At 66.7% G+C, this 17,186-nt stretch carries 15 protein-coding genes and 1 pseudogene; 10 read left to right on the forward strand and 6 right to left on the reverse strand.

Annotated elements, in window-relative coordinates; all coding sequences use genetic code 11:
• Positions 1-41: 41 nt before the first annotated feature.
• From IEW22_RS13590 to IEW22_RS13610, 5 genes and pseudogenes are all read right to left on the reverse strand, one after another.
• Positions 42-1,484: an aldehyde dehydrogenase gene (locus tag IEW22_RS13590; protein WP_188587158.1), complete on the reverse strand. Its 1,443-nt coding sequence runs from the start codon at positions 1,482-1,484 to the stop codon at positions 42-44.
• Between the two features lie 136 nt (positions 1,485-1,620).
• A pseudogene (locus IEW22_RS13595) lies at positions 1,621-2,855 on the reverse strand (cytochrome P450).
• A gap of 117 nt (positions 2,856-2,972) precedes the next feature.
• Positions 2,973-3,929 (reverse strand): PDR/VanB family oxidoreductase, encoded by a 957-nt coding sequence (locus IEW22_RS13600; RefSeq protein ID WP_229742654.1) that lies wholly within the window; start codon positions 3,927-3,929, stop codon positions 2,973-2,975.
• 86 nt (positions 3,930-4,015) lie between these two features.
• A complete protein-coding gene (locus IEW22_RS13605) occupies positions 4,016-4,828 on the reverse strand; it encodes an IclR family transcriptional regulator (RefSeq protein ID WP_188587159.1) in 813 nt (270 codons plus the stop codon).
• A 38-nt stretch (positions 4,829-4,866) separates the two neighbouring features.
• Complete coding sequence (locus IEW22_RS13610; RefSeq protein WP_188587160.1) at positions 4,867-6,069, reverse strand: 4-hydroxybenzoate 3-monooxygenase; 1,203 nt, start codon at positions 6,067-6,069, stop codon at positions 4,867-4,869.
• A 109-nt stretch (positions 6,070-6,178) separates the two neighbouring features.
• Between IEW22_RS13610 and IEW22_RS13615 the strand changes: the two genes are divergently transcribed.
• The 7 genes from IEW22_RS13615 (at position 6,179) to IEW22_RS13645 (ending at position 13,926) form a co-directional block, all read left to right on the forward strand.
• Positions 6,179-6,976 carry an IclR family transcriptional regulator gene (locus IEW22_RS13615; protein WP_229742639.1) on the forward strand — a complete coding sequence of 266 codons (798 nt, stop codon included), beginning with the start codon at positions 6,179-6,181 and terminating at the stop codon, positions 6,974-6,976.
• Between the two features lie 121 nt (positions 6,977-7,097).
• A complete protein-coding gene (locus IEW22_RS13620; RefSeq protein ID WP_188587162.1) occupies positions 7,098-7,880 on the forward strand; it encodes a crotonase/enoyl-CoA hydratase family protein in 783 nt (260 codons plus the stop codon).
• Positions 7,877-9,916: an acetoacetate--CoA ligase gene (locus tag IEW22_RS13625; protein WP_229742640.1), complete on the forward strand. Its 2,040-nt coding sequence runs from the start codon at positions 7,877-7,879 to the stop codon at positions 9,914-9,916. Before IEW22_RS13620 ends, IEW22_RS13625 begins: the two co-directional genes overlap by 4 nt.
• Complete coding sequence (locus IEW22_RS13630; RefSeq protein ID WP_229742641.1) at positions 9,913-10,878, forward strand: 3-hydroxyacyl-CoA dehydrogenase NAD-binding domain-containing protein; 966 nt, start codon at positions 9,913-9,915, stop codon at positions 10,876-10,878. The genes IEW22_RS13625 and IEW22_RS13630 overlap by 4 nt, the downstream gene beginning before the upstream one ends.
• A gap of 41 nt (positions 10,879-10,919) precedes the next feature.
• Positions 10,920-12,410: an acyl-CoA synthetase gene (locus tag IEW22_RS13635; RefSeq protein WP_229742642.1), complete on the forward strand. Its 1,491-nt coding sequence runs from the start codon at positions 10,920-10,922 to the stop codon at positions 12,408-12,410.
• Positions 12,407-13,297 (forward strand): amidohydrolase family protein, encoded by an 891-nt coding sequence (locus tag IEW22_RS13640; protein ID WP_188587164.1) that lies wholly within the window; start codon positions 12,407-12,409, stop codon positions 13,295-13,297. The genes IEW22_RS13635 and IEW22_RS13640 overlap by 4 nt, the downstream gene beginning before the upstream one ends.
• Before the next feature lie 113 nt (positions 13,298-13,410).
• The gene (locus IEW22_RS13645) at positions 13,411-13,926 is read left to right on the forward strand and encodes a MarR family winged helix-turn-helix transcriptional regulator (RefSeq protein WP_188587165.1); all 516 of its coding nucleotides are present in this window, start codon (positions 13,411-13,413) and stop codon (positions 13,924-13,926) included.
• Here IEW22_RS13645 and IEW22_RS13650 read toward each other — a convergent pair.
• Positions 13,834-14,658, reverse strand: a complete 825-nt coding sequence (locus tag IEW22_RS13650; RefSeq protein WP_229742643.1) for an IclR family transcriptional regulator — start codon at positions 14,656-14,658, stop codon at positions 13,834-13,836. The genes IEW22_RS13645 and IEW22_RS13650 overlap by 93 nt on opposite strands.
• 145 nt (positions 14,659-14,803) lie before the next feature.
• On the opposite strand from IEW22_RS13650, the gene IEW22_RS13655 reads away from it, so the two are divergent.
• From IEW22_RS13655 to IEW22_RS13665, 3 genes are all read left to right on the forward strand, one after another.
• Positions 14,804-15,967 (forward strand): aromatic ring-hydroxylating dioxygenase subunit alpha, encoded by a 1,164-nt coding sequence (locus IEW22_RS13655; protein ID WP_188587167.1) that lies wholly within the window; start codon positions 14,804-14,806, stop codon positions 15,965-15,967.
• Positions 15,964-16,185: a hypothetical protein gene (locus tag IEW22_RS13660; protein ID WP_229742644.1), complete on the forward strand. Its 222-nt coding sequence runs from the start codon at positions 15,964-15,966 to the stop codon at positions 16,183-16,185. Before IEW22_RS13655 ends, IEW22_RS13660 begins: the two co-directional genes overlap by 4 nt.
• A 132-nt stretch (positions 16,186-16,317) precedes the next feature.
• On the forward strand, positions 16,318-17,136 hold the full coding sequence (locus tag IEW22_RS13665) for a PDR/VanB family oxidoreductase (protein ID WP_229742646.1): 819 nt from the start codon (positions 16,318-16,320) through the stop codon (positions 17,134-17,136).
• Positions 17,137-17,186 lie beyond the last annotated feature (50 nt).

The following is a 17,186-nucleotide window of genomic DNA, read 5'->3' on the forward strand; positions in this document are numbered from 1 at the left end:
TCCTCACCCGGCGGTGTGCTGGGCGAGGAGGCGTGTGGATCTCAGGCGTAGATCGACTTGTACTGCAGGTAGGCGCTGAGTCCCTGCGGACCCAGCTCACGTCCGATACCGCTGTCCTTGACGCCGCCGAACGGGGCTCCCGGATCGGGCATGTACCGGTTGATGCCGATGGTGCCCGTCTTCACCCGCCGTGCCACGTCGCGACCGCGCTCGGGGTCGGCCGTCCACACCGTGCCGCCGAGTCCGTAGTCGGACTGGTTGGCGATCGCGATCGCGTCGTCGGTGTCGGTGTAGCGGATCACCGACAGCACCGGCCCGAAGATCTCCTCCTGGGCGATGGTCGAGGCGTTGTCGACGTCGGCGAACAGTGTCGGCTCGACGAACCAGCCACGGTCGAGGCCCTCCGGTCGACCACCGCCCACCACGAGCCGGGCGCCGTCGCTCTTACCCTTCTCGATGAATCCCTCCACGCGATCGCGATGGCGGCTCGATGCCATCGGACCGATCATCGTGGCCGGGTCGAGCGCATCACCGACCGGCAGACTCGTCATGAACGCGGCGAGGGTGTCGATCACCTCGTCATAGCGCGACGCCGGGGCCAGCACACGCGTGCCCAGGTAGCAGGTCTGCCCGTTGTTGACGAGCATGCTCTCGAAGAAGCGCTCCCCCATCACCGACAGGTCCAGGTTCGCGTCGTCGAGCATGATCGCCGCCGACTTGCCACCGAGTTCCAGGGTCACCGGACGCAGCATCTGTCCGCAGGTGGCCCCGATGATCCTGCCGGCAGCCGTCGAGCCGGTGAAAGCCACCTTGTCGACACCGGGATGTTCCACCAGATAGGCACCGGTGTCGCGTCCGCCGGGCACGATGCTCACCACACCGTCGGGGACATCGGACGCCTCGATCGCCTCGGCGAGTGCGAATGCATCCAGCACGGTCTCCGGTGAGGGCTTGAGGACGATGGTGCAGCCGGCGGCCAGAGCCGGCGCGTACTTGAACGCGGCCAGCGCCTGCGGATAGTTCCACGGCGCTATCGCGCCGACGACGCCGATGGCCTCCCGGCGCACGATCGTGGTCCCACCCGTCAGATGCGGCTGCTCGGTCTCAAAGTCGAACTCGCGTACCAGATTCGCGTAGTACCGCAACAGCGACACCGGGAATCCCGACTCCAGCGCGCCCGAAATCGCGATGGGCATGCCGTTCTGGCTCGACACGCGTCGTGAGATCTCCTCACCGCGCTTTTCCAGTTCGTCGGCGAGGTTCTCCATGGCGGCGGCGCGGCGCGCGGGTTCCCACGTCGACCACCCGGACGGATCGTCGAACGCCGCGCGCGCGGCAGCCACCGCGGCATCGACATCGGCGGCGGCAGCGGCCGGCACCGAACCGATCGGTTCCTCGGTGCTGGCCGACACCACGTCGATGCGCTCGTCGGAACTCGGTGCGGTCCACTGTCCGCCGATGAACAGCTTGTCGTAGGTGATCATGTTGTCTTCCTTCGCTTTCTGCTGTGGTGGTATTTGGCGGCGTCTGCCGCTTCGCCGGTGACTCGATGCCTGCACCGTCTGTCGTGTGCAGTCTGTGGCATATACGCGACGTCGGAGATCTGTTTCACCGAAATGCTCATTCGACGAAGGAGATGGGCAGTGATTCCCACGCGCGCAAGGTGTTGTTGTGGTGACGAACCGGAACCCCGGCGATGTCGATACGCCGGAAGCGTTTGGCCAGTGCGCTCAGCAGTGCCTCGGCCTCGAGGCGGGCCACGTGCTGCCCCACGCACTGGTGGATGCCCATGCCGAATCCGACGTGACCCGACGGGTTGCGCCCCAGATCGAATGTGTCCGGATCGTCCCACCGACGCGGATCACGATTCGCCGATCCGAGGAACATGAGGATCTTCTTGCCTTCCGGGATCAGCGCCTCACCGACCATGACCGGAACGGTGGCGGTTCTGAAGAAGGTCTGCACCGGCGATTCCAGCCGCACGGCCTCGTCGAAGGCCACCCGGGCGAGTGCCGGATTGTCGCGCAACTGCTGCCAGGCCTGCGGGGTGGTCGCGAAGGAGTGCAGGATCGCGGCCAGACCGTGCATGGTGGTGTCGACACCGGCCGACAGCAGTGAACGGACGATGGTCGGCGCTGTTCCTCGGTGATGTCCCTGCGATCGGCCGCAGCCCAGATCTGAGCCCCGAAGGTGGGCACACCGTCGTACACCGAGTCGGCGAGTACCTCACGTCCACACTGCCGGGCCACCCATGACGAGATCTCGGGCATGCGGGCAAGCCCCTTCTCGACGAGGCCGTTGGACGGCCCGAAGGCGTTGAACAGGTGATCTCCATAGGGCAGCAGGTTCTCGCGTCCCTGCGTGCCGATTCCCACTGCGTCGGGAAACACCCGCAGTGGGAAGACCTCAGAGATACGCGCCACGGCGTCCATCTCGCCGCTCGGCAGGTCTGCGACGAAGTGCTCGGCGTCTGCGAACCAGTGATCGCGCAACCGGCGCAACGCCCGCGGACTGAGTACCGACGACAACACCGACCTGGGTGCGTCGTGCCCGGGTGGATCGGTCTCGAGTAAGAGACTCGGTGGGCGCCAGGGCTTCTCGTACCGGAAGTTGCTGAGACCCACTCCCGCGCCGGACTGGAACGACTGCCAGTCGGTCAGCGCCGCGTGGACATCGCGGTAGCGACCCATCGCGTACGTGTCGTAGCGGGAGAGATACTGCACCGGGCCGGCTTCGCGCAGTTCGTGGTGGAAAGCATGGGGGCTCTCGAGTATCTCCGCCCCGAATGGGTCGGCATCGGTACTCGGCAGAACCGACGGGTTCGGCGTGTGTTCGCTGTTGTCGGTGATGGTCATGACATCTCTCCCGTTACTGGCCGGTTCGCGTCTCTCGATGGCTGGTTGCCGTGTTCGGTGTACTGGTGCGACGTGTGCCGAGCGTGAAACCATCTCTGCGGCATCGGATTCACCCGTTCACAGATCGAGAGTGATTCTGTCGCTGCATGATCGGGAGACGCAGATGAACATGCAGTCCCCCTCGGCTCGTTCGTCGTCGCCGAGTAGCGAGTCGCGATGGTCGATCTGCCCCTGCAACACCGCCGTCTCGCATGTCCCGCAGATCCCCTGCCGACATGACGAGAGCACCTGCACGCCCACACCGGCGACCGCGTCGAGGATCGACTGGTCGGGGGCCACCATGACGCTGCAACCCGTCCGCGCCAACCTCACCTCGAAGGGTCGGTCGAGTACCGGGGCCGACATGGCCGCCGCGACGAACCGCTCGGTGCGGACCCGGCCCGGACGGAGACGTTCACCAATCCCGGTCACCGCGTCGAGTAGTGGTGCGGGTCCGCAGCAGTAGATCGCAGTGTCGGCGGGTGTCTGTGTGACCGCAGCCTCGATGTCGAGCAGTCCGTACTCATCCTGGGGACGGATCGCCACCCGCGGATCCGCGGCGAGGTCACCGCTGAACGCCATCGAGGCCGCCGACCGACCACCGTAGAGCAGCGACCACTGTGCTCCGAGGATCTCGGCCTGCGCCAGCATCGGCAGAATCGGGGTGATCCCGATGCCGCCGGCGATGAACAGGTAGTGCGGTGAGGGTACGAGCCCGAAGTTGTTGCGCGGACCGCCGATGGGTACCTGATCGCCCACCTCGAGTTCGTCGTGGATGTAGGCCGATCCACCTCGTCCGGCGGGTTCGCGCAGTACCGCGATCCGGTAGGAGTGCGGATCCCAGCGGTCGCCGCACAGCGAGTACTGCCGCACCCTGTCACCGGGGAGCATCACGTCGATATGCGATCCCGGCGCCCAGTCCGGGAGACGGAGCCCGCCGGCGTCGGCGAGGGTCACCGCGCACACGCCCTCGGCAACCCTGGTCTTCTCCCTCACCTGGAGTGTCAGGACGTCGGACGACGCCTGGGGAAGCAGCGGCCGGACATACGACGAAGGAGCGTCACTGAATGTGGTCACAGACACATTCAGTCAGTGATGAGTGCTATGCCACAACAATGTTCTCATTCAATGGGAGTGACTTCGTTGCAATCGGTGCCATCCGCGAGCACCCGGGGTGCGATCAGTCCCGGACGATCGAGTGCGCGCCGGATGCCGAGCGCAGCACCACGCAGCGCACCGAGGTGAACGGACGGCCGATCGCCTCGCGGCACGATCACCGACAGTGCGGCGACCACCCGGTCGGTGCGGTCGCGGATCGGAACCGCGATTCCCATCGCATCGTCGTGGATGAACCCGGGACAGATCGCCGCATCATTGCGGCGCACCCCGGCAAGGAACGAACGCAGTGCAGACGAGTCGACGATCGTCTCGGCGGTGAATCTGCGCATCGGACGGTTGAGCACGCGCTCCTGGAGGGCCGGTGCCGCATGCGCGAGCAGAACCAGACCCGACGACGACGCGTTCAACGGCAGCCGCCCGGCCACCTGGGTCACATTGATGACCGCCTGATGGCTCGACAGCCGCTCGACGAAGAGCACCTCGTCGTCGTCGAGCACGCCGATCTGGACGTGATGACCCACGACCGCGTGCAGGTCTTCCAGGAACGGCATCGCAGCCTCACGCAGGCCCCGTGTCGGCGATGCGCGCGATGCGAGTTCCCAAAGATGAACTCCGATTCGGACCCGGCGGCTGGGATCGCGAGCGAGCAGACCGAGATCCACCAGCTCGTCGACCAGCCGTGCCGCGGTCGACAGCGGCAGATTCGCGCGCGCGGCGATATCGGTGACCGACACTGCGGGGTTGTCGACGTCGAAGACCTCGAGAATGCGTGTGGCGCGCTGCAATACCGACTCGCCAGCGGTCGACCGGGCCATGACCGTCCCTCAGCGCCCCACGGCCGTGATCTCGGCGCTCACTGATTCCACCGCCGCCGCGAGGGCCAACCCGTGTACCCCTCGGCGAGGTACGTCGACCCCGCCTCCGAGGCCACCAGTGTCGAGAGCTCACCGAGCTGTCGCTGCTCGTCGAAGTCACTGGCGTCGGCGACGGTATGCAACATCGAGGTCATCCAGTAGGAAAAGTGCTGAGCCTTCCACACCCGCGAGAGCGCCCGGTCGGTGTAGGTGTCCAATGCCTCGGTGTCGTGAGAGTTGATGGCACGGTCGAGGACCTCGGCGAGCACCCGCACGTCGGCGAGAGCGAGGTTGAGTCCTTTGGCGCCGGTCGGCGGAACGGTGTGGGCGGCGTCCCCGGCGAGCAACAGGTTGCCGTGGCGCATCGGTGTCTGCACGAAACTGCGGAAGGGCAGCACCGACTTGTCGATGATCGGTCCCTCGTTGAGCGTGAAGCCGTCAGGTCCGGCCACCCGGGCCTGCAGTTCCGACCAGATCCGCTCCTGCGACCAGTCGTCGACGTTCTCATCGGGGCTGCACTGGAAGTACATGCGCTGGATCGTGGGGGTGCGCTGGCTGATGAGCGCGAACCCACGCTCAGAGCGGCAGTAGATGAGCTCTGGTGCACTCTTGGGCGCCTCGGCGAGGATGCCGAACCACGCGAACGGGTACTCACGGAAGTACTGCGTGCGGTCGGCCACCAGCTTGCGGCAGATGCTGCGCGAACCATCAGCTCCCACAACGAAATCCGCGGCGATCTCACGTCGCGCCCCGGCAGCGTCGGTGAACAGCACCCGAGGAGACCCGGTGATGTCGACCACCTCGGTGTCACGGACTCCGTAGTGCAGCGCGGCGCCGCGAGCCGAGGCGGTCGCGTACAGGTCGATGAACACATCGGTCTGCGGATACAAGGTGCACGACGCTCCGACGAGGGTCTTGAAGTCGATCCGGTGGCCCACCCCGCCGAACCGCAGTTCGATCCCCTCGTGCTCGTCGCCGTCGATGAGTACGCGCTGCGAGGCACCGGTGTCGACCAGCATCGTGACGCTGTCGTGTTCGAGGATCCCGGCGCGGTGGGTTGTCGAGATCTCGTCATAGGAACGGTTGTCCACCACCACACTGTCGATGCCCTGCAGATGCAGCAGATGGGCGAGCATCAGGCCCGCGGGTCCCCCTCCAACGATCGCCACCTGGGTACGAATCGCACCATCACCGCTGGTCATGCACACTCCTCGTGACTTGGTTGATTGTCTTGTGTCATTGCGGCACAGTAATGAGACTGCGATCACACGTCGATATCGTGGTTTCACTGAGCGAAAGGCGGTGGCGAGCGTGGCCGGCGGTTCCCCCAGCGGCGCGTCACTGGTCGCCCGGACGGTCGCGGTCCTGCGGGCCTTCGACCCCGGCCATCGCCGCTTGTCCCTGACCGACATCGCCGCACGAGCGGGCCTCCCGGCCCCCACGACCCTGCGCATCGTCCGCCAGCTGGTCGACGCGCAGGCGCTGACCCGGCGCGACGACGGGACCTACGTGATCGGCCGATTCCTCTGGGATGTCGGGCTGCTGGCCCCGGTCAACACCGGACTGCGCGAGGTGGCCGCGCCTTATCTCCAGGATCTCCACGCCGCCACCCGCGCAACGGTGCATCTGGCGACCCGGGACGGCGACGCCGCACTCTATCTCGACCGCCTCGTCGGCCACGCCTCGGTGCCGGTGGTCAGCCGGGTCGGCGGACGCCTCCCGCTCCACGCGACCGGAGTCGGCAAAGTCCTTCTCGCACATGCCCCCGACGACGTGCGCACTCATGTGCTGACCCACCTCAGCAGGCATACGGCATACACGGTGATGTCCCCGGGCACCCTCGAACGCCAGCTCGCCGACATCCGTCGCGTCGGATTCGCCACCACGACCGAGGAGATGACCCTCGGCGCCTGCTCGGTCGGCGTGCCCATCCGGGTGCGCGGTCGCCGCCTCGGCGAGGGCAGCGACGCCGAGGTGATCGCTGCGATCGGCATCGTGGTCGGGAGCCTTCGCCGCGACAAGTCGCGGCTGGTCTCGGCGCTCCACGTCGCCGCACAGGGCATCTCGAGAGAGCTCGTGACACGCGGGCTCACCGCCGGAGACGGTTGAGTACACCGCGATTGAGTACACAGCAATGTCGGCATCGATTCCGATGAATTCCACCAAAACGCGTTGACTGCAGGCAGGCCGGGTTTATTATCAGGTTTCCTGATTATTGAGGATGGAGCCCATGCCCACTGACCTGCCTGATTCCCTGCGCGTCGAGCACCGAGGCCCGGTTGCCGTTCTGACACTGACCCGACCGCACAAGCGCAACGCGCTCGACGACCGCACGGTGCTGGGCCTCGGTGACTTCTTCCGCACGCTCGACTCGTCGATCCGTGCCGTGGTCATCGCCGCCGACGGCGACCACTTCTGTGCTGGGCTCGATCTGTCGGAGGTCACCGAGACCACCACCCTCACCGGCGTCGCCCACTCCCAGATGTGGCATCGCGCCTTCGCCGAGATCGAATCGGGGTCGGTGCCGGTGATCTCGGCTCTCAAGGGCGCCGTCGTCGGCGGCGGACTCGAGCTGGCGGCGTCCACGCACATCAGAATCGCCGAGCGCTCCACCTTCTACGCACTGCCCGAGGGAACACGCGGACTGTTCGTCGGCGGCGGAGCATCGGTGCGCGTACCCCGTCTGATCGGCGTCGCCCGCATGATGGACATGATGCTGACCGGGCGGCGGTACGACGCATCCGAGGGTGAGCGAATCGGCTTGAGCCAGTATGTGGTCGACGACGGCGCCGGGCTGGACCGAGCGATCGAGCTGGCCGAGCGCATCGCCACCAACGCGGTGCAGACCAACTTCGCCGTCACTCGGATCCTCCCGCTGATCGCGGAGTCGAACCCGCGCGAGGGCTACGCGATGGAATCGCTGATGGCGGCGATCGCGCAGGGGACCGATGACGCGAAGTCACGGCTCAACGCCTTCCTCGACGGCCGCGCAGCGAAGGTGACCGAGCTGTGAACGCCCCCGTGACCACGGCATCTCCCGGCAGCGCCGCCACGACGACGGTCCACGAGGGCGATGTGCTGCGCACACCCTCATCCACTGACATCGACGCCGCCCGCCTCACCGCCTTCCGGCGATGGCTGCGCGACAACCGCGGCCTCACCTTCGCCGACTACGACGCCCTGTGGCGATGGTCGGTCGACGACCTCGACGGATTCTGGTCAGCGCTGGCCGACTTCGCCGGGATCCGATTCCACGACGCACCGCGATGTGCATTCGTCGAGTCGGACGGACCCGAGATGCCCGGTGCACAGTGGTTCCCCGGCGCCACCCTCAACTTCGCCGAGCACATGCTCGGCACCGACGCCGACACCGACCGCACCGCGGTGATCGGCATCTCCCAGACCCGACCCGATGTCGAACTGACCTTCGGTGAGCTGCGCGAGCAGGTGCGCCGTGCCCGTAACGCACTGTCACGGTTGGGAATCGGTGAGGGCGACCGAGTGGTGGGCTATCTGCCCAACATCCCCGAGACCCTCGTGGCACACCTGGCGGTGGTCTCGCTCGGCGCGATCTGGGCCACCTGCGCCACCGAATTCGGCGCACGCAGCGTGATCGACCGCTTCGGCCAGGTAGAACCCGACGTCCTGCTCGTGGCGGGCGGATACCGCTACGGCGACAAGGACATCGACCGCGCCGACAACGTCGCCGAGATCCGGGCCAACCTGCCCACCCTGCGCGCGGTCGTCGACATCGACTACGGGCCGTGGCGCGTACCCGATGCGTGGTCGTGGACGCAGCTGCTCGCCGAGGACGACGACACCCCGCTGTCGTTCACGCCGGTGGCCTTCGACCACCCGCTGGCGGTGCTCTTCTCCTCCGGAACCACCGCGGTGCCCAAGGCTATCGTGCACGGTCACGGCGGAATCCTGCTGGAACACTGGAAGAACGACGCGCTGTCGTGGAATCTCGGTCCCGACGATCGCATGCTCTGGTTCTCCACCACAGCGTGGATGATGTGGAACGCGCTGGTCTCGGCGCTGCTCGTCCGAGCATCCATCGTGATGATCGACGGCAACCCGGCCTACCCCGGACCCGACTGGCAATGGCAGCTGGCCGCCAAGACCGGCGCCACCTTCATGGGTGCGGCGCCGGGGTTCGTGATGGCCGGTCGCGCAGCAGGGGTCGACCTGTCGGGACTCGACCTGAAGATCACCACCATCGGATCGGCCGGGGCGCCACTTCCTCCGGAAGGCTATGCCTGGCTGCGCGATCAGCTCGGCGATGTCGACATCAACGTCGGGTCGGGCGGCACCGATGTGTGTACCGGTATCGTGCAACACAATCCGCTGCTCCCGGTCACCGCTGGTCGCATCTCCGGACGCTCACTCGGGGTGGCCGCCACCGCATTCGACGAGGACGGTAACGAGATCGTCGGCGAGCCGGGTGAACTCGTCATCACCCGGCCGATGCCGTCGATGCCCGTGTGCTTCTGGAACGACCCCGAGGGCACCCGCCTGGCCGACACCTACTTCGATCGCTACGCCGGGATCTGGCGACACGGCGACTGGATCACCTTCTATCCCGACGGCAGCTGTGTGGTGTCGGGACGATCCGATGCCACACTCAATCGCGGCGGGGTCCGGCTGGGTACCGCCGAGTTCTACCGGGTGGTCGAGGAGATGCCCGAGATCTCCGACAGCCTCGTCATCCATCTGGAGGATCCGCAGGGCGGCAACGGCGACCTGATCCTGTTCGTGGTGCTCGATGCCGGGCAGACGCTCGACGACCAGCTCCGCCGCCGGATCGCGACCGACCTGCGAACGGCCCTGTCGCCGCGCCACGTTCCCGATCGCATCGTCGAGGTCGCCTCGGTCCCTCGCAACCGCACCGGCAAGAAGCTCGAGGTGCCGGTCAAGAAGATCCTGCAGGGTGCGCGGTCTGCCGACGTGGCCGCCACCGACGCACTCGCCGACCCGCACAGCCTGGACTCCTTCGTCGAGTTCGCGGCCGAACTGCGTGCGGGCGAGAAAATCCGAAAGGACTCATGATGATTCCCGACATCCGTCACGCCGCCGTGATCGGTGCCGGCGCCATCGGCGCGAGCTGGTGCGCACTGCTGACCTCACACGGTATCGACGTCGTGGTCGCCGATCCGGCACCGGACGCCACCGAGCGACTCGCCGCCGCGTTGCACGAGGTGAGCGACGATCCGGTGATCCCCACGGTGGTCGCGTCGGCGAGCGAGGCCGCGCGCGGAGCAGACATCGTCTTCGAGGCCGGCCCCGAACGGCTCGACGTCAAACAGGCACTGTTCGCCGAGCTCGACGCGGCGACCGCGCCGGAGGTGGTGCTCGCGAGCAGCTCATCGGGACTGCGCCCCAGCGAGATCCAGCTCGACTGCGTTCATCCCGAACGGGTCCTGGTCGCCCACCCGTTCAACCCCCCTCACCTCATGCCCCTCGTCGAGGTGGTGGGAGGTCGGCTGACCTCGGAGTCGGCCATCGACACCACCATGTCGGTGCTGCGAGAGCTCGGCAAGACCCCTGTCCGTTTGCGCCGCGAACTCCCCGGACACGTCGCCAACCGCCTGCAGGCCGCACTGTGGCGCGAGGCCTACCACCTCGTCGCACAGGGCGCGATATCGGCATCCGACCTCGATCTGGCCATCTCCAGCGGTCCGGGGCTGCGGTGGGCGCTGCTGGGGCCGTTGGCAACCCAGCACCTTTCCGGCGGGCCCGGCGGGATGGCACATGTACTCGACCATCTGGGGCCGCCGATGGTCGACTGGTGGGACGACCTCGGAACACCGGAACTGACACCCCAATTGATCGACACGGTGGTCACCGGTGTCACCGAGGAACTCGGCGGGCGCGAGAGCGAGGTGGCACGCGCCCGCAACGAGGCGCTTGCGCAGTTGCTCGAGCTCAAAATCCGCTACGGACTGGACCGCTCGCCCTCCGATCAGCCGTCGGCATCCGATCACAGCGCACCGGCGGGGATTCCGTCATGAGAGACCACGGCATCGGATCATGGCCGGCCCGACGTGCACGCATGAGCCCGGAGCGCATCGCACTGGTCGAGGGCGAGCGAGAGGTGACCTATGGTGAACTCGACCGCCGGGTGTGCGCTGTGGCGCAAGGCCTTTCGGCTGCCGGGATACGTCCCGGCGATCGCGTCGCCTACCTCGGCCTGAACTCGATCGCCTATGTGGAGGCGATGTTCGCCACCGCCTCACTCGGCGGCGTCTTCTTCCCGGTCAATGCCCGGCTTGCAGGACCCGAGCTGGTCTACGTACTCGACAACAGTGACGCATCGCTGGTGGTGACCCAGCCCGGCTTCAGCGCACCGGAAACCTACACCGGCGCTCGCGTGACACTCGAGGACTCCGGTGAGTGGCCCGCGGGATTCCTCGGCGAGCAGACGGACCGGGTGGACATGCCAGTCGGCGCCGACGACCTGTTCATGTTGCAGTACACCTCGGGCACGAGCGGGCGTCCCAAGGGTGTGATGCTCACCCACGGCAACATCCTCACCAATGTGATGAACCTGCTGGTCGATGTCGACATGGGCAGTGCCGAGGTGGCTCTGGTCACCGCACCTCTTTTCCACACCGCCGCACTGAACCAGCTGCTGCTGCCGACCTTCCTCAAGGGAGGTACGGCATTGATCGAGTCGCGATTCGATCCGGCGCAGGCACTCGATGCCATCGAGAACCGCGGTGTGACAACATTGTTCGGCGTCACATCGATGTACCAGTCACTGGCCGCCCAGCCGAGGTTCGCCGAGGCCGATCTGAGCGGCCTACGCCATGCGCTGTGTGGCGGGGCCCCCATCCCCGAAACACTTCTGCACACCTATCTCGACCGCGGCATCGAGATCATCCAGGGGTATGGGCTCACCGAGAGCTCACCGGGAGCGACCATGCTGCGTGCCGGCGAAGGGGCGCGCAAGCTCGGGAGTGCCGGCACGCCATGCTTTTTCACCGACCTGAGACTGATCCGTCCCGACGGCACGCCCGCCGCGGTCGGCGAGCCGGGTGAGGTGCTCGTCGAGGGACCCAATGTCTCCCCGGGCTACTGGCACAACCCCGAAGCCACCGCGGCGAGTTTCGACGACGGCTGGCTGCACACCGGCGACGTCGCGATCCGCGACGATGAGGGCTACATCCGCATCGTCGACCGCGTCAAGGACATGTACATCTCCGGTGGGGAGAACGTGTACCCCGCCGAGGTCGAGCAGGCGATCTACACCCATCCGGTGGTCGCCGAATGCGCGGTGATCGGCGTGCCCGACGAGAAGTGGGGTGAAGCCGGTATGGCGTTCATCCGCGTCCACGACGGTCGAAACCTCACCCACGAGGAGCTGATCGCACACCTCGACGGGCGTATCGCCCGCTACAAACTCCCCAGGGAGACGGTGATCGTCGCCGAACTCCCGCACAATCCGACCGGAAAGCTCGTGCGTTCACGGGTCAAGGAGATGGCGATCCCGGTGACCCAGCGAGCAACTGCCGCAACGGCAGGAAGGATGACACGATCATGACGCGATACGAACCGCAGATCGACCTCTCGTCGGTGAGCGCGATCGACGTACACGTGCACATCGAGGCCGACGGCCACGGCCACCTGTCGCTCGACGACGAATTGATGGACGCCTCGGCCGCCTATTTCAAGGGCGGTGAACCGCGCACTCCGACTGTGGCCGATGTGGCGGCGCGCTACCGCGAGATCGGCATGGCCGCAGTGATCTTCACCGTCGACTCCACCACGGCCACCGGCCATCCGGCGATCTCCAGTGAGGACATCGCCACCGAAGCTGCCGAACACGCCGATGTCCTCATCCCCTTCGGCTCGGTGGACCCCCGCTCAGGTGCCGACGCGGTCAAGCGCGCCACGGTGCTGGTCGAGGACTACGGCGTGCGGGGATTCAAGTTCCACCCCAGCCTGCAGGGATTCGCCCCGAACGAGCCGCAGTACCAACCGCTCTGGGGTGCCATCGAGGAACTCGGTGTGCCGGCGCTGTTCCACACCGGCCAGAACGGCATCGGCGCCGGGCTGCCGGGCGGTCGGGGGATAAAACTGCGGTACTCCAACCCGATCCTGCTCGACGACGTCGCCGCCGACTTCCCGGGACTCACGGTGATCCTCGCCCACCCGTCGGTACCGTGGCAGGCTGAGGCCATCTCGATGGCAACACACAAATCCAACGTCTTCATCGACCTGTCGGGCTGGCGGCCGAAGTATTTCCCGCCCGAGCTGGTGAAGGCCGCACGGGGGATGCTCAACCACAAGGTGCTGTTCGGCACCGACTATCCGCTGATCACACCGGAACGCTGGCTGTCGGATTTCGACGAGTTCGGCCTCGACGAGGGCCCGCGGGAGAAGATTCTGAAGACGAACGCAGCCTCGGTACTCGGGTTGACCGACTGAGGCCCCGACTGGAGCCCGCCCGCACCCCGCGACCCCCGATGGCCACGTGCGCCCAGGTTGCACTGCCATCCGGCAATACTCACCTACGCTGGTCGGATGATCGGTGAACAACAATGAGCGGTGAGAGCCGCGAGTCGCGGGGTGCCCAGGGCGGGTTTGAGCCCACCCTGCCCTACCTGGTCAAACAGGTGGAGCTGGCCGTGCGGGCGCATCTGGATGCCGCGGTGCGCCCGGCCGGGCTGACCCCGTTGCAGTACACCGCGATGACCGTCCTCGAACGTCATCCGGGATTGACGTCTGCACGCCTGGCCCGCAACTCGTTCGTCACCGCCCAGTCGATGGCCGACATCATCAACGCACTTCTCACACGCGGCCTGATCGAACGTCACCGCGACCCCGACGACCGCCGGCGCCTCGTACTGTCGCTGACACCGGCCGGCACAGAACTTCTCGACACCTACCGTGAGCCGGTCGCGCAGCTGGAGTCACGAATGCTGCAGGGGATGTCGGATGCGCGTGCGCGGGCGCTGCGCGAATCACTGCTGCAGTGCCGCACCAATCTGATGACCGATGTGGACGGATCCACCGACCTCGATGGTGCGCGAGATACCGCGCGCCGCGGCGCGTAGCGCGGGCAGCAGGAACGTCGGCTGCGCCGTGTCGGCGTGCATCACGATCGACAGGGCCGCGCACACGCTGCCGCGACCGTCGACGATGGGGCAGGCCAGCGAGATCGCGTCGTCGGTCACCTGGCGATCGCTGATCGCATATCCCGGCCGTCTGATCTGCGCCAGCACCCCACGAAGTCGGCGCGCATCGACCACGGTGTAGTCGGTCCACGCGGGCAAGGCGCCCGCCAGAACGTCTTCTTGGACCGCCGCCGGTGCGTGGGCGAGCAGGACCAGACCGACCCCGGTGGCCGACAGGCCGAATCGCCCGCCCACCCGCGTGTGCACCCCCACCGCGTCGCGACCTGCCAGCCGCTCGACGAAGACCACGTCGAGGCCGTCTCGGACGGCGAGCTGGATGTTCTCGTGGGTGACCTCGTAGAGATCCTCCATGAACGGAAGTGCGCTGTCGCGCAACGGGATCGCGTTGGGCGCGTGGACCGCGATCTCCCAGAGCCGCAATCCCACGCGGTACCGCCCGTCGGGGTGCCGTTCCAGCGCACCCCAGTCGGTGAGATCGGCGACGATGCGATGAACAGTGGTCAGCGGCAGCTGGGAACGGCGGGCGACCTCGGACAGCGTCAGGTCGGGATGGTCGGTGTCGAATGCCGCGAGGACATCGAGACTCTTGACCGTCAGTGACCGGTCGTCGATACCGCGACGACCGTGCCCGCGTTGGTCATTCGACGTCACGATTCCGCGACCTGCAGGTCGACCGCTCGCCGACACCATCAGGTTTCCTGTCTTCCGCTCACCGGAAATCACTCTACCGCACGATTGTGACGCAGGACATAGTCATCTCGTCGGCACTCCACCAGCCCGAGGAGACTCCACCACGATGCCCGCGAACGCGACACCTCCCGACACCGCGACAACACGCACACCCGCGACACCGCCCTGGCCGGTGAACCAGTGGTACGTGGCCGCCTACTCCAGTGAGGTGACCCATGAACTGTTCGCCCGCACCATCTGCGGGCAACCCCTGGTGATGTACCGGGCGAGCACCGGTGAGGTGGTGGCCCTGGAAGACCGCTGTGTCCACCGCCGATACCCACTGTCGTTGAGCCATCTCGTCGACGACACCATCGTCTGCGGCTACCACGGCTTCACCTACGACAAGGCCGGCGGTTGCGTGGCCGCACCGGGACAGCGCCGTATCCCCCGCACTGCGCGCGTGCCGGCTTTCCGTGTGGTCGAGCAGGATTCGCTGATCTGGCTGTGGGTGGGTGATGACGACCGCGCCGACACCGCGCTCATCCCCCGCGCCCCGTGGCTCGATTCCGAGGGGTACACCACGGTTCGTGGAATGGAGCCGCTGAAGGCGCGCTACGGCCTGCTCATCGACAACCTGATGGATCTGTCGCATGAGACCTACCTGCACGGCGGGTACATCGGCACACCAGAGGTGGCCGAGACCCCGATCACCACCGAGGTCGACGAGGACAATCGGGTCATCTACGTCAGCAGGCATATGGCCGACGCGGCCTGCCCGCCCTTCTACGCCGAATCCACCGGCATCCAGGGCCGCATCACCCGCTGGCAGGACATCGAATACCACCCGCCGTGCCTGTACCTGCTGCACAGCCGGATCGCACCGGTGGGTGTGGAGCCCCCGCAGGACGGACCCGACGACCAGGCTTTCCACGTAGAGGTGGTCTATGCGATCACCCCGGAGACCGAGCACTCCACTCACGACTTCTGGATGGTGGCACGCGATTTCGCACTCGGCGACGAGAAGGTCACCGACTTCCTGGCGACCAACAACCGCACGGTGGTGCTCCAGGATGTGACTGCACTCGACATTCTCGAAGAGGTGGTCGAGAGCGAGAAGGACGGATACCAGGAGCTGTCGATCAACATCGACACCGGCGGGCTGGCGGCACGGCGACTGTTGGCGAAGATGATCGCCGAAGGCCAGCACCCGGACACCTCGTCGATCGCCGATTCTGCGATCAGCACCGGTACCGCATCCGCGCGCGGTGACAGGCTGCCGACCCCATGAGCGGCGCGGTCACCCCGTCTCCCGAGGAGATGCTGCATGGACCGCATGTCTACCGGGTCGTCTCCCAACTGGGCACCGATCTGCTCACCGGCTACTGCTGGTGCGGGCAGTCCCACGACGGGATCGATCCGGTGGAGTTGTGGCAGTGGCTGATCGCCCACCCCGACACCCACGACACACGGAGCGTGGATGGCTCAGCAGAGGAGGTCTCACGATGACCGCCACCGTGACCATGATCGACGCGGTTGTGGACGCGATCGACAATGCGGCGACGGGGGTGCGGCGGATCAGCTTCCGCCACCGCGGGGGGTGAGCCGCTGCCGTCGTGGACACCTGGGGCGCATATCGATGTGACCTGTGGCGATCTGCTCCGGCAGTACTCGCTGTGCGGTGATCCCGCGGACACCGACCGCTGGAGTATCGCGGTACTGCATGAGGTCGGCGGACGCGGCGGATCACGATTCGTCCACGAGACGCTTGCCGTGGGCGACGAGATCCGGATCGGTCTGCCGCGCAACAACTTCGACTTCGATCCGGCGGGTCGGTGTGTGTTCATCGCCGGTGGGATCGGCATCACCCCACTGCTCCCGATGATCCGGGCGGCCAGCTCCCGCGGGGTCGAGTGGTCACTGATCTACGGCGGCCGGACCTGTGACTCGATGGCATTCGCCGACGAACTGAGCGCCACATATGGCGACGCGGTGACACTGGTGCCCGAGAACGAGTGCGGCCGTATCGATCTCGATGCCGCTGTGGCGCCGGTCGTCGGCGCCTCGGGTGGTGATGTGTACTGCTGCGGGCCTGAGGGGCTGCTCACCGCAGTCCAGGAGCGTTGTGCGGGCACGACGGCGCGACTGCACATCGAACGGTTCACCCCGGTCGAGGTCGACACGAGAGCGGACTCCGCCTTCGAGGTCGAGCTGGCGGTGACCGGGAGTGTGCATCAGATTCCCGCCGACAGGTCGATCCTGAGCGTGCTGGAGGCCGACGGGGTCAACGTGCTGTACTCGTGCACCGAGGGAACGTGCGGGACATGCGAAACGGGGGTGATCTCCGGGGAGGTCGAACACCGCGATGCACTGCTCACCGAGGACGAACGGGACGCCGGCGACGTGATGTTCATCTGCGTGTCGCGGGCGCGGTGTCCACGCCTGGTTCTCGATATGTGACCCTCGGCAACGCGCGGCATTGGCTGATCCTCCCGCCACGAACGTGTGGG

The organism is Gordonia jinhuaensis (assembly GCF_014639795.1).
In the GTDB taxonomy this organism is placed as follows: Bacteria; Actinomycetota; Actinomycetes; order Mycobacteriales; family Mycobacteriaceae; genus Gordonia_B; species Gordonia_B jinhuaensis.